Origin of the sequence: Rickettsia endosymbiont of Ixodes scapularis, from assembly GCF_000160735.1 — a bacterium.
In the GTDB taxonomy this organism is placed as follows: Bacteria; Pseudomonadota; Alphaproteobacteria; order Rickettsiales; family Rickettsiaceae; genus Rickettsia; species Rickettsia tamurae.
In genome coordinates this window covers 33233-47120 of record NZ_CM000770.1, presented here as the reverse complement: position 1 = coordinate 47120, position 13888 = coordinate 33233, and the positions used below count along the sequence as shown (strand labels likewise).

Genomic DNA, 13888 nt, shown 5'->3' with positions numbered 1-13888 from the left:
CTGATGGAGCAGGTAATGTTAATTTAACATTACAAAACGGTGGTAATGTTATAAATCTTCAAGGTAGCGGTACATTGCATCTTCTTGCTAAAGCAGGTGGTAACGGTAATGCTGCCAATTTTTTTGTCCTTAATGGTACTACACTTGGTGGCGGTGCAGGTGACGGTGGAGATAATAATGGTATAATACATTTTGATACTACAGCTGTAGCTGGTACATTTGGTACTACTGCTCCAGGTCTTACTGCAGTAGTTGGTATAAATAATGCAAATCGTGCTCAGCAATTTATTGTTACTGCTGTCGGTGGAAATAATGCTACAATTACAAACCAAATTTTTGCTAAAAATGTAACAGTTAACGGTGGTACTAGTACTTTCCAACAACAAGTTGATGTAGGTAACGGTGGTAGTACAACTTTCAAAGCAGCTTCTACAACTACAATGACTATTTCTTCAACACTTGGTGCTGTTGATTTTGGTAATACTGCCTCACAAATTATAGTTGGTGCTGCTAATGCTCCGACTCTTACAGGTAATTTTACAGGTGATGCGAGCAATGCCGGTAACACTGCAGGTGTAATAACTTTCCTCGGTGCCGGTACTTTAAACAGTGCGGATGCAAATACTCCGGTGACAAATAAGATTACGGCAATCGAAGCTAGTGCTGCTGGGATTGTTAATTTATCAGGAACACATACTGCTGAGTTACGTTTAGGAAATGCCGGTTCTATCTTTAAACTTGCCGACGGTACAGTTATCACCGGTAATGTTAACCAAACTGTTCTTATTGGCGATGCTCTTGCCGGTGGTGCTATTCAGTTAGATGGAAGTGCTACAATTACCGGTGATATAGGTAATGGTGGTGGTAATGCTGTGTTACAAGGGATTACTTTAGCTGATGATGCTTCAAAAACATTAACACTTGGTGGAGCAAATATTATCGGTGCTAATGTCGGTGGAATGATTGATTTCCAAGCTAATGGTGGTACTATTAAATTAACAAGTACTCAAAATAATATTTTAGTTGGTTTTAATTTAGCTATAAATACTGATCAAACAGGCGTTGTTGATGCGAGTAGCCTAACAAATACTCAAACTTTAACTATTAGAGGTGGTATTGGTACTATTGGAGCTAATAATAAAACTCTTGGACAATTTAATATCGGCTCAAGTAAAACAGTTTTAAATGGCGGTGATGTTGCTATTAACGAGTTAGTTATTGGAAATAACGGTTCAGTACAATTCGCTCATAATACTTACTTAATAACAAAAACTACAAATGCTGCAAATCAAGGTAAAATAATATTTAATCCTGTTGTAGCTAATAGTACAACTCTTGCAGCCGGTACAAAATTAGGTAGCACTGCAAAGCCACTTGCAGAGATTAATTTTGCACCTGCTATAGACACTATATTAAATGTAGGTCAAGGTGTTAATTTATACGCCACTAACATTACTACTGCTGCTGCCAACATGGGTTCTTTCAGCTTTAAGGCGGGTGGAACAAATATAGTAAGAGGTACAGTCGGTGGACAGCAAGGTAATAAGCTTAATACTGTAACGTTAGATAACGGTACTACTGCTAAGTTCTTAGGTAACGCAACATTTAACGGTGAAACTAAAATTGAAAATAATTCTACCTTACAAATCGGTGGTAACTATACTGCGGACTTTGTCGCATCTGCCGATGGTACCGGTATAGTAGAATTCGTTAACACCGGTCCTATTACCGTAACATTAAACAAACAAGCTGTACCTGTTAATGCTTTAAAACAAATAACATTTTCCGGTCCCGGTAACATAGTGATTAATGAGATAGGTAATGCAGGTAATGAGCATGGTGTGGTGACTGATACAATTTCTTTTGAAAATGCAAGTTTAGGTGCAGTTTTATTCTTACCTAGCGGCATCCCATTCAACGATGCAGGCAACACAGTCCCTTTAACAATTAAAAGTACCGTAGKTAATGGTCCAGCAGGTGACTTTAATGTTCCTGTTGTATTCGTATCAGGTGTGGATAGTGTAATCGCTGACGGTCAAGTAATCGGTGATCAAAATAATATTGTAGGTCTAGGTCTTGGAAGCGATAATGGTATTGCTGTTAATGCTACTACATTATATGCAGTTATAAGAACTACAAAAAAATAATCAAGGTACTATAATTCTTAGCGGCGGTATTCCTAATACCCCTGGTACGATTTATGGCTTAGGTATAGAGAATGGTACTCTAAAGTTAAAGCAAGTAACATTTTACTACAAACTATAACAACTTAGGGAGTATTTATTGCAACTAACGCAACAATTAATGACGGGGAACTGTTACTACAGTCGGTATAGCCGGGAACAGATTTCGACGGAAAATTACCTCTTGGGAAGATTAACCGGTAACGCTAATGTAAGGATTGCTGACGGGACATTTTCTGATCTACAAGTATGATTGTTACTACTAAAGCTAATAGCGGTACCGTAACTTATTTAGGTGATGCGTATGTTGGTAGTATAGGTGCTTCAGATACTCCTGTAGCTTCTGTTAAGTTTACAGGTAATGATAATGGTGCAGGATTACAAGGAAATATTTATTCACAAGTCACAGACTTTGGTACTTATAACTTAGGTGTTTTAAATTCTAATGTAATTTTAGGCGGCGGTACTACTGCTATTAACGGTGAAATCGATCTTGATACAAATATCTTAACATTTGCAAGTGGTACTTCAACATGGGGAAGCAATACTTCTATTGAAACTACTTTAACAGTAGCAAACGGTAATATAGGTCACATCGTTATCGCGGAAGATGCTCAAGTTAATACAACAACTACAGGAACAACAACCATTAACGTACAAGATAATGCCAATGCAAATTTCAGTGGTACACAAACTTATACTTTAATTCAAGGTGGTGCTAGATTTAGCGGTACTTTAGGAGGTCCTAACTTTGCTGTAACCGGAAATAATCGTTTCGTAAAATACGGTTTAATACGTGATGCTAACCAAGATTATGTAATAACACGTACTAACAATGCAGCAAATGTAGTTATTAATGATATTGCAGGTAGCCAATTTGCAGGTGCACCGGGTGTAGGTCAGAACGTTACAACATTTGTAAATGCAACTAATACTGCAGCATATAATAATCTTCTTTTAGCTAAAAATAGTGCTGATTCTGCTAACTTTGTCGGAGCTATCGTTACCGGTACAAGTGCGGCCGTAACTAATGTACAATTAGATGTAGCAAAAGATATCCAAGCTCAACTTGGTAACAGATTAGGTGCTCTTAGATATTTAGGTACTGCTGAAATGGCTGGACCTGAAGCTGAACCGGCTGCGGTCGCTGCAGGTGACAAGGCTGTTGATAATGTAGCTTACGGTATATGGACAAAATCTTTCTATACTGATGTACATCAAAGTAAGAAAGGCGGTTTAGCTGGTTATAAAGCTAAAACCACCGGTGTCGTAATCGGTTTAGATACGCTAGCTAACGATAACTTAATGATCGGTGCTGCTATCGGTATCACTAAAACTGATATAAAACACCAAGATTATAAGAAAGGTGATAAAACTAACGTTAACGGTTTCTCATTCTCTCTATATGGTGCCCAGCAGCTTGTTGAGAATTTCTTTGCTCAAGGTAGTGCAATATTTAGCTTAAACCAAGTGAAGAACAAAAGTCAGCGTTACTTCTTCGATGCTAACGGTAATATGAGCAAGCAAATTGCTGCTGGTAATTACGATAACATGACATTCGGCGGTAACTTAACAGTCGGTTATGATTACAATGCAATGCAAGGTGTGTTAGTAACTCCAATGGCAGGACTTAGTTACTTAAAGTCTTCTGACGAAAACTACAAAGAAACTAGTACAACAGTTGCAAACAAGCAAGTTAACAGCAAGTTTAGCGATAGAACCGATTTAATAGTAGGTGCTAAAGTAGCAGGCGGTACTATGAACATAACTGATCTTGCGGTATATCCGGAAGCTCACGCTTTTGTGGTTCACAAAGTAAACGGTAGATTATCTAAAACTCAGTCTGTGTTAGACGGACAAGTTACTCCGTTCATCAGCCAGCCTGACAGAACCGCTAAAACATCTTATAATTTAGGTTTAAGTGCAAGCATAAGACCTGATGCTAAGATGGAATACGGAATCGGTTACGATGCTCAGATTGCAAGTAAATATACTGCACATCAAGGTGCTCTAAAAGTCCGTGTAAACTTCTAATCGCTCCCGATTAGCAAGTTTATAAGTTCCTCAAGAAAAAAGCTCTCTTTGAAAAAAAGGGCTTTTTTTATTCTATATCCCAATTTTTGTTTATCCTCGTAGAGCATTGTTGCGTGGATACCGAGTCGTCATTGCGAGCAACCGTAGACCTTGTTGCATGGATCGGTTTTTCTCCTGTCATCCCGCGATTTGATCGCGGGATCCAGGAAAAATAGACAAATAATGTACATTATAAGTTGTTTTTATGGACCACGTGGTCAAGCCACGGGGTGACACAGTGGGTTTTGTCGCTCCACGCAACAATGCCTTCTCGCAACGACGGAAAAGCCGAACCATGCAACATAGTATACATGTAATCAACGCGAGTTTCGTATTCAAAAAGTCGCTGAATAGCTGATAGTAACTGGGTTACGGGGATCTTAATAATACTGTTTTTGTTATAAAGTGAGTACAAAATACAAATTGCTAATTAAAATATGGTATTTATAGTATTAGAAAAAAGTTTATAGGTTATTGAAAAAACTTTAAGAGCAATAACCTATGATAATGGATTTTACAGAAATATTTTGTTACGTCGATGATTTTTTTCAAGAATTAGACAAGCATACAAATTCAATTACTAACCATAACAACAAATCTGGTCCTAAAAGTCGACTGAACAGAAGTGAGGTAATAACAATTATAATAGGCTACTGGCAGTCATCTTATGATTGTTTTAAGAATTATTATCTGAAGCAAATATGAATTCATCATCAAAGAGATTTTCAATTAGTAAGCTATAGTCAATTTATAAAAATAATAGGTCCACATTTACCACTATTAGTACTAATATTCAATTCTATTTTGGATCAGTGTGACGGACTCTCTTTTGTAGATTCAAGTAGTATAGAGGTATGTAAGAGATACCGTATTTCAATGAATAAAGTGTTCGCCGGCATAGCAGCAAGCAGTAAGACAACAAAAGGTTGGTTCTATGGACTTAAACTACATCTAATAATTAATAGAGCCGGTGGTATAGTTAAAGCATCTTTTAGCCCTGGCAATAAGGATGATAGAAAACAGCTGGAACTGATAATCAAAAATCTTTTTGGTAAAGTATTCGGAGATCGTGGTTATATTTCGCAACAATTATTTCTACAACTTTTAGAGCAAGGAATTTTTATGGTAACTAGGGTAAAGAAAAATATGAAAAATAAACTTATGTCTATGTTGGATAAAATATTATTGCTTAAAAAAGCATTAATAGAATCTGTGTTTAGTAAAATTAAACTATTGGGGAAGTTTGAGCATTCAAGGCATAGATCAGTTACAAATGCCTTTGTGCATATGGTTGCAGCACTGATAAATTATCAAATGTCTGATAATAAACCTTCTATTACATCTCTCTTGATATGCTAAATCCTATGCTATATTAATTCGAAACTCGCGTTGTTTAGTAAGTTCTGTATCCTCAATTGTATCGTGTAACAATGCCGCTTGCAGTATAACATGGGTAAAAAGTTTACTAGCTTCATTTGCTACAAATTCTGCTACCATAATCGCCACCTCAATCGGATGAGAATAGTAAGGATCGCCTGATTGACGCTATTTGCGAACCATGATATTTATGAGCGTAGTAGATACTTTTTTGACTTCCTCTATATCAACAGGATTTTTTACTTTAGTGTTTAAATATTCGAGTTTATCAATCAGCTTTTTAGCGTAAATGCAAATTTCAAACTTTTCTTTCCAAGAGCTTATATCTTCCATAAAAGTTATTTCTTATTTTTGTTAATAATAGTTGATTAAAAAAAATTGCAATAATAAATAATTTTTTAATTTTAAATAGATTAATAACTTTTGGTTATATTGTATTTAAACAACTTCATTCTGTTTTGTTATTTACTTTTGCTTCTTGTTCTTGCTGTAATTTATACTCTGCTGCTTTTTCTTCTATATAGTTAAAAAAGAAATAACAAAAAGTTAAAAAACTAGTAAGAATAATAGCAAATGTTATTAATATTAACTTAAGCTCTTTCCTTGCATTTTGAGCTTTTAAACGTTTTTCCTCCTCTTCATCTATTATTAACTCAGAGGTTAAAATTTCTTCTTCTTTATTTTCCATATTTTAACTCTTAAAAATTAGATTATATCATGAATGACAGAGTTTAATTATTATTTAAGAGAAGTAATTTATAGGGGGAATTAAAAGAAGTCAATAACTATAATTGTTAATTGTAATAATTATATATTTAATAAATCTATCTTACTCAAAAATACGGTTTTTTTTATTTACTAGGTAAATATGCATTAGCTCTTGAGGCTTGCAATGAAGTCATTAAGTTAAATCCTGGTTATTCTAAAGCATATAACAATAAAGGTATTGCTTTATACTATTTAGGTAAATACAATTTAGTTCTTGAGTCTTATAATAAAGCAATTGAACTTGATCCTACAGTTTTATGTAAATGCTCGTCTAGTAGAGATTGATTAAATAGCATTAGCTCATCCATTAGTTTTTTCGGCAATCTCTAAATCGGGTTCGCTCATAATACTCGTGCTAATTCTTACTAATACCTCAGGATTATAGCTATGGCTAAATAACAATACCGGTAATTCTTCTATATCTAAAAACTCGTATAAATCTTCTTGAAAAAGACATAAAATTTGATGCATTATATTTTTGTTAATACTATATAAAATAATACTAAAACATAATTGTATCTTTTGCTTGTTCTGATACTGAAAAGTTATTTTATAATAAATTTACAAAATGTTTTAGTGCAGTCTCTCGTCAAGCTCAAAGAAAGCTTAAATTACTAAATTCGGCTATTAATATTAATGATTTATGTTCTCCTCCTGGTAATAATCTTAAGTCATTAAAAGGTGATAGAGTAGATCAGCATAGTATTCGTATTAACGATCAATGGCGTATATGTTTTACTTGGCATAACGGAAACGCCCATAATGTTGAAATTGTTGATTACCATCAAGGAGGTTATATGCACCAATTACTAGATCTTGTAACGCCTGGTGAGGTATTAGAAGAAGAATTCATGAAGCCTTTAAATATAAGTCAAAACAGGTTAGCTCGTGATATTGATGTACCGCCTAGCCGTATCCATGCAATAGTACACGGTAGAAGATCAATTACTGCTGATATGGCATTGCGACTCGGTAAGTATTTTCAAACCTCGGCTCAAATGTGGATTAACCTACAATCGCATTATGATTTAGAGGTTGCAGAACGTAACGAGTGGTCTCATATTAAACATCGTATTCGTACTATGGAAGTAGCAAGAAAAACTAGTTGATTATTTCCTAGCAACGGCAAAAGATTCAGGGTGTTTGATAGAAATGTTCGGTTTTTTCTGTTTGTTTTAAGTGACCACGCAACACAGCATTATAGCCGATTCTTTTTACTACTTCACTTGATGCGTCACGCTCAAGTTCTACACCCGTAAGTAGGACTGTTTAGTAACTACAACAAACTTTAGAACACAAATAAACTATACTTCTTATTATGCAACAAAATTTATCAGAATTAGCTAATTGTTTTGAATAGCATGGAATATAATATAGAGAACCTTAAACTCTGCCTTGTCCTAATTTTTTAAGCTGCGTATTTTTAAGGATTGTTGTTGTAAAATATCCTTTTTATTTGTTAATCTAGTACTTACCATTCCTACCGGAATTGTTTTTGCCTAGATTCTACTATTGTAAATACTTCTCATAAGCTCTAATATATCCCGCTAAATCATAATTGCTATTAATGGGCTTTGGTAATATATCGTTTTTTACTAATTGTTGAATCCTACGAGTAGTTAATCCTAATGTTTTAGATATGTCGGATAGTTTGTAACTATTAGTAATACTCATTATTTATGTTAAGGATCTTTTTAGTATATAAATTATTTCTGCATATCTAATAGTAATTGTTTTCTAGTACTTGCATCTGGATTATCAGGGCCCAATTCTAACGCTTTATTAAATGATTTGAGAGCTAAGTTATATTTTCCCCAATTAAATAGTGTAACACCTTTATCAATATGAGGTGTAGGATTATTAGGGTCTAATTCAAGAGCCTTATTAAACCATTTAAGAGCTGCCTTATACTTTCCTAACTTTTCTAATGTTCTACCTTTATCATAATAAACTTTAGGGTCATTAGGATTTAATCTTATTTTTATACTATACAGTAAGTTTTGGGTTAAATTGATTAACGATATTAACATTTACAACTTATTAAAATGTTAATTATACTCTATAAACTAATTATTAAAAAGTGTTATCTAGCAAAGGTAATCCAAGTTTTGATAATATTGGGTCTTTATTAAATCCTTTAGGATTATAGCTGAAAGTTGAGCCTTGTACGTTTTAATTTTAATGGTACCCGCGGCCGGACTTGAACCGGCAAGAGCTTACGCTCCACGGATTTTAAGTCTGTTATGTCTACCATTCCATCACGCGGGCAAGATCAGTGTACAGTATATTGTATACAGTATACTATTTAATTCACGGTGACAGATTAATAAAAAAAATACAAAAAAGCAAGTACTTTTATCGTTAATATATTAGTCTGATATGAAAAAGTTATTAAACACCTTTAAAATAGTTAGTTTACTCATTAATTTATTAGATAATTAACTTAAATAGTGACAAAATAGTAATAATATGATAGATTAGTTTCAGAAAGTAATACTTTCTCTTGCATGTTATTGACATGTTTATTGACAAATGCCGCAAGGTAAGGTAGTTTTGCATAATGAATTTTATCGGCTCTTATATTTAATAAGGCTTAAAATTTAAGTTTTAGTTATTATAAGCGTGTGTTTAAGTTCAAATAAGTAATTTCTATCTAATAAAGGTTTTTATGGCTACAAATATAGTAGGTAAAGTTAAGTGGTATAATTCTACGAAGAATTTTGGATTTATTGAACAGGAAAATGGCGGCAAAGATGTGTTTGTACACAAATCAGCCGTAGACGCAGCAGGTTTACATAGCCTTGAAGAAGGACAAGATGTAATTTTTGATCTTGAAGAAAAGCAAGGAAAAGCCTATGCTGTTAACCTCAGAATTAAATAAATATATTTATAATACCAAAAGCAGCTATCCAAAATTGTTTATAATTTAGGGTAGCCTAGTCATTTTTATCAAAATAGTAAATATTTTGTTTTTGTCTATAAAAACCTATATAATTTAAGTATAATAAATTATTTTTACTAAAAGGCGTGAAAATGCCCTAAATCTAATAATATTATTCTGGCTTGAATAAGATTCTAAAATAGTTTCATTATTCATTATCGTTTTATATATTTAGTTGGTGTTTTGTAATCTAGTTAAGCATATTTTTTGATTCAGGATAATTATATAAGTCGTTATTTTAATTTACTATAATTTATTTTTTATACAATAGACCTCTTGCATAATTTATCTTATAAAGGGAATTAAGAGATTTCTACTTTACGCAAGCGTACTATAGTTAAGTGCGTGAGGATGAGAAGATAGAGTCGATGTCTTAATTATCTTTAGAAATGGGTTATGTAAGAGTCTAATCAATAATGTGCATATTTTGATTTAAAACTATATTGGATTATATAATGAAAAATTTTAATTTATCTGAAGAATTAATTATTGCTCTTGAGACAATGAATATCACTGAGCCGACTGAAATACAAAAGCAATCGATCCCGGTTGCAATAGCGGGGTCGGACATACTCGCCTCTAGCCAAACAGGTTCAGGAAAAACTCTCGCTTATTTATTGCCGTTAATTGATTCATTTATTAAAAATAAAACTACTGCTTTAATTCTTGTCCCGACTAGAGAACTAGCAACACAAATACACAGTACTTTAAATAAAGTAACTACACCCTATAAAATTAATAGTGCAGTTTTGATAGGCGGTGAACCGATGCCTAAACAATTTATGCAATTAAAAAAGAATCCGAAAGTGATTATCGGTACGCCGGGGCGTATTATCGATCACTTAAATAGGGGAAGTCTAAAAATTGATCGCATAGGCATAACCGTACTTGACGAAATGGATAGAATGCTTGATATGGGAATGAAAGAACAGTTAGAAGGAATCAATAAATTTTTACCGGAAAAAAGACAAGTTTTAATGTTTTCCGCTACTATGCCAAAACATATTATTGCTCTTTCTCAAAAATATCTAAACAATCCGGTACGTATTACGGTAGGTGCTACTAATAAAGCAGCTGCAGAAATAAAACAGGAATCATTACATATTTCTGATAAAGAAAAATTTAGTGAATTAACTAAACAACTTGGTAATAGGGAAGGATCGGTAATTATTTTTGTGAAAACTAAACGCTCTGCCGATCAATTAGCTAAAATGTTGAAATATGAAAATCATAAAGCAGAAGCTATACACGGTGATTTAAGTCAGCATCAACGTGAAAGAGTAATTTTATCATTTCGTAAGTCAAACCATAGAATAATGGTAGCAACTGATGTAGCGGCTCGTGGGCTTGATATTCCTCATACACAGCATGTTATTAATTATGATTTACCTATGTGTCCTGAAGATTATTTACATAGAATAGGTAGAACGGGTAGAGCAGGGGCTACCGGATATGCGTTGTCTTTTATTTCTCCTGATGATGTTATTAGATGGCGTGCAATCGATCGTCTAGTAAATAAAGGAGAATCTACGCCACGTAGTGAGTTTAGAAGTGATAAAAATAATCGTAAAAGATCATTCGGTAAAAGAGCCGGTGGTGACGGTAAAAAGTTTAATTCTTTTGATAGTAGCCGTAAAAGAACCTTTGACGGTAACAGCTACGGTAATAAAAGAAAGAAAGTATCGTAGTTTAGATTTACGTCATTGTGAGTGATCTTTGATCGCATGGGTGGTTATTACATTGTCACCCCGTGGCTTGACTACGGGGTCCAAAAAACAACTTAAAATACTAATATTATTAGTATTTTAAACTGGATCCCGCGATTAAGTTGCGGGATGACAGAAGTGGAATTGATCTATGCAGCAACGCCGATCAAGCCGTGGGATGACAAATATAAAAAAGGAGAATAAGCTCATAAGTTTAAATTTTTCACGATTTCAATATATATCTAATATTTTCTTTATATTAATAATTTCTTTTCCCGGAGGTTTAATTTATTTACTTACCAGTTCAACTCTTTCTTTTTGGCTTCGAGAATCCGGTTTTGATAAAATCACTATCGGGCTTTTTAGTTTAGTTAATTTTATTCATGTATTTAAATTTTTATGGGGTCCTTTACTTGAAAAAGTAAGTTTTGCTCCTTTAAGTAAGCGAGGATATAAATATTGTTTAATTATTGCTTTGGTTAGTTGTATTTTTTGTGTATATGTTCTGACAAATTTTAACCCTAACACTCATTTTATACCATTTACTTTATGCTTAGTAGTTGTGGCATTTTTTTCTTCCATTTATGATATGTTACTTCAATCATCACAGATGTTACTGATTACAAATAAAAATTGGGGCATAAGTGAAGCAGCCTGTACTACAGGCTTTAGAATGGGTATACTTATAGCAGGTTTAGGAGCGTTATATTTATCTACTATCATATCTTGGCAAGATGTTTATCGTGTTATGGCAATTTTATGTATACCGTCATTACTATTAATTATATTCTATCCGCTTAAATTTAAAGATAAGATAATTATTAATGATTTTGATAGATTTTGGCATGCTTTTTATGACTTTATCAAGAAACCTAAATGGCTAATAATTGTTAGTTTTATGCTTCTATATCGTCTTCAAGATAATTTTCTTTCAATTATGCCGAATATGTTTTATCTCGATATTGGTTATACGAAAAAGGACTTAGCGCTTGGCTATAAAGCTTTCGGTATGTGTGCTGCAATCCTTGGAGGTTTTATAGGCGGGTTTTTGTGCCGAAAATATGAATATTCTTATTTGCTTAAAAGAGCATTAATATATCATGCTTTATCTAGCCTATCTTTTTTATTTCTCTATTTTTATAATCGAGATATTACAAGTCTGTATATAGCGGTCTTTTTTCAAGAATTTACCAATGGCTTAACTATGTCGCCGTTTTTTTCTTACCAATTAAGATGCTGTAGTTCTAAATATTGTATAACCCAAATTGCTTTAATTACTTCTATTGCTTATATTAGTACCATATTGTTTGGTAGTATTTCAGGTTATGCAGCTACTTATTTAGGTTGGACTTATTTCTTTATTGTAGCAGGATTTTGTTTTATACCTGCTTATATATTAATTAGATATTTACCGCCTTATGTTATTCCTAGCTAAAAGCGGGAATATAAAAAAATATTTATACTTGTCATTGCGAGGAGCGTAGCGACGTGGCAATCTCTCTTAAATTTCATGAGATTACTTCGTCGGCATAAATGCTTTCTCGCAATAACGGGGATAGGCAGTACTGGATTCCTGCTTCCGCAGGAATGACATATACGGCTTTTGAGAGCTATGCAACAATGCCCAAGATAAATACAAATATATTGTAAAAGTAGTACTATCAATTTATAATAATCAACAAATTTATTAGTGTGCTTTAATTATGTTTATTCAAACTGAAGATACTCCCAACCCTGATGCAATAAAATTTTTCCCGGGGCAGGAAATAATTAGTGATCAGCCGGTATTTTTTAGTGAGCTTGCTGAAGTAAAAGGAAGAAGCAAACTTGCAGAATCGCTATTTCATATTAATAATGTAAAATCAGTATTTTTTGGTAGTGATTTTATAACAGTAACTAAACAAGCTGAAGGTAATTGGCAAGTTATAAAGCCTGAAATTTTAATGGTTATTATGGATCATTTTGTTGCAGGATTTCCGGTATTTGAAGAAAGCACCAAAGCAGGTAATGTAAATCATAGCCTTGATGGGCTTTCAGAAATAGAGAAGCAAATCGTAGAGATTATTGAAACTAGGGTGCGTCCATCTGTTGCACAAGACGGCGGTGATATAATATATAAAGGCTTTGAAAACGGTATAGTTAAATTAGCACTTCGTGGTGCATGCCTTGGATGTCCTAGTTCCACTATTACCTTAAAAAACGGTATTGAGTCCATGCTTAAACATTTTGTACCAGAAGTGCAAGAGGTTGAAGCTGTAGAGGAAGATTTTGAGTAATTTAGGCATTGACTAAAAAGAGTTAATCTAAAGTTTCTATGTCATTCCCGCAAAAGCGGGAATGACATAGAAAGGCTAAGCTACATTATAAAACAACTTTTTCTAAGCAATGCCAATGTAAATCCTTTTACTATACAACACGAGTTTCGTATTAATAGAGGAACTGAATAGCTGATAGTAACTGGGTTACGAGGATATTAGTAATATTGTTTTTGTTATAAAATGTACTTAAAACTGCATAAATTTTTAGTAAATTGTCTTTTTTGACTATAACTATTAAATTGTAAAACTTGTCACACCTCTTACAAACCTTGAAAGGATAAGCATTATAGCATATTCATTAACCATAATTTAGGCATCTTAATACGAAACTCGCGTAGTATAAGTTCTTTTGAATATTGCCAGACATATACTCATTCATCAAAAAACTTCCCAATACTGCACCAACAGCGCTAGCTGCTACACCAAAAAGTAAGTTCTTTAACGCCCAAACAAGCAATACCTGCCACACAACTACCAATAATTACTCCAATTGATATATTGAAAAATCGTGTCTCTTTGTTT

General features: G+C 33.4%; 11 protein-coding genes, 1 tRNA gene and 3 pseudogenes. 9 read left to right on the top strand and 6 right to left on the bottom strand.

Translation table 11 applies throughout. The features are described 5' to 3' along the window. Both ompB and REIS_RS10580 read left to right on the top strand, forming a co-directional pair. Positions 1-4217, top strand: a pseudogene (gene ompB, locus REIS_RS00210) (outer membrane protein OmpB); the annotation flags it as partial. A gap of 744 nt (positions 4218-4961) precedes the next feature. Continuing rightward, on the top strand, positions 4962-5615 hold the full coding sequence (locus REIS_RS10580; protein WP_083787731.1) for an IS982 family transposase: 654 nt from the start codon (positions 4962-4964) through the stop codon (positions 5613-5615). A gap of 33 nt (positions 5616-5648) precedes the next feature. Here REIS_RS10580 and REIS_RS13810 read toward each other — a convergent pair. Beyond that, positions 5649-5966, bottom strand: a pseudogene (locus REIS_RS13810) (bifunctional (p)ppGpp synthetase/guanosine-3',5'-bis(diphosphate) 3'-pyrophosphohydrolase); the annotation flags it as partial. A gap of 115 nt (positions 5967-6081) precedes the next feature. Next, entirely contained in the window at positions 6082-6321 is a 240-nt protein-coding gene (locus tag REIS_RS00195) for a hypothetical protein (protein ID WP_008579238.1), read from the bottom strand. A 134-nt stretch (positions 6322-6455) separates the two neighbouring features. Here REIS_RS00195 and REIS_RS15235 point away from each other — a divergent pair, with 134 nt between their 5' ends. Then, positions 6456-6686, top strand: a complete 231-nt coding sequence (locus REIS_RS15235) for a tetratricopeptide repeat protein (RefSeq protein ID WP_081819162.1) — start codon at positions 6456-6458, stop codon at positions 6684-6686. 15 nt (positions 6687-6701) lie between these two features. Here REIS_RS15235 and REIS_RS13805 read toward each other — a convergent pair whose 3' ends face one another. Continuing rightward, complete coding sequence (locus REIS_RS13805; RefSeq protein WP_008579237.1) at positions 6702-6872, bottom strand: hypothetical protein; 171 nt, start codon at positions 6870-6872, stop codon at positions 6702-6704. A gap of 38 nt (positions 6873-6910) precedes the next feature. On the opposite strand from REIS_RS13805, the pseudogene REIS_RS16710 reads away from it, so the two are divergent. Continuing rightward, a pseudogene (locus REIS_RS16710) lies at positions 6911-7174 on the top strand (type II toxin-antitoxin system RelE/ParE family toxin); the annotation flags it as partial. A gap of 24 nt (positions 7175-7198) precedes the next feature. Beyond that, positions 7199-7510, top strand: a complete 312-nt coding sequence (locus REIS_RS00190) for a HigA family addiction module antitoxin (RefSeq protein ID WP_008579236.1) — start codon at positions 7199-7201, stop codon at positions 7508-7510. Positions 7511-7910: 400 nt separating this feature from the next. On the opposite strand, the gene REIS_RS15160 is transcribed toward REIS_RS00190, so the two are convergent. The 3 genes from REIS_RS15160 to REIS_RS00180 all read right to left on the bottom strand — a co-directional run bounded on the left by REIS_RS15160 (position 7911) and on the right by REIS_RS00180 (position 8669). Then, a complete protein-coding gene (locus REIS_RS15160; protein WP_008579235.1) occupies positions 7911-8075 on the bottom strand; it encodes a hypothetical protein in 165 nt (54 codons plus the stop codon). 32 nt (positions 8076-8107) lie between these two features. Next, positions 8108-8431 carry a tetratricopeptide repeat protein gene (locus REIS_RS00185; protein WP_008579234.1) on the bottom strand — a complete coding sequence of 108 codons (324 nt, stop codon included), beginning with the start codon at positions 8429-8431 and terminating at the stop codon, positions 8108-8110. Positions 8432-8583: 152 nt separating this feature from the next. Then, positions 8584-8669 (bottom strand) — tRNA-Leu (locus tag REIS_RS00180). Positions 8670-9069: 400 nt separating this feature from the next. Between REIS_RS00180 and REIS_RS00175 the strand changes: the two genes are divergently transcribed. The 4 genes from REIS_RS00175 (at position 9070) to REIS_RS00160 (ending at position 13324) form a co-directional block, all read left to right on the top strand. Beyond that, positions 9070-9282: a cold-shock protein gene (locus tag REIS_RS00175; protein ID WP_008579233.1), complete on the top strand. Its 213-nt coding sequence runs from the start codon at positions 9070-9072 to the stop codon at positions 9280-9282. A gap of 515 nt (positions 9283-9797) precedes the next feature. After that, positions 9798-11030, top strand: coding sequence for a DEAD/DEAH box helicase (locus tag REIS_RS00170; protein ID WP_008579230.1), 1233 nt, complete (start codon positions 9798-9800; stop codon positions 11028-11030). A 196-nt stretch (positions 11031-11226) separates the two neighbouring features. Next, on the top strand, positions 11227-12483 hold the full coding sequence (locus REIS_RS00165) for an MFS transporter (protein WP_008579229.1): 1257 nt from the start codon (positions 11227-11229) through the stop codon (positions 12481-12483). Positions 12484-12751: 268 nt separating this feature from the next. Beyond that, positions 12752-13324 (top strand): NifU family protein, encoded by a 573-nt coding sequence (locus REIS_RS00160; protein WP_008579228.1) that lies wholly within the window; start codon positions 12752-12754, stop codon positions 13322-13324. The last annotated feature ends 564 nt before the right edge of the window (positions 13325-13888 follow it).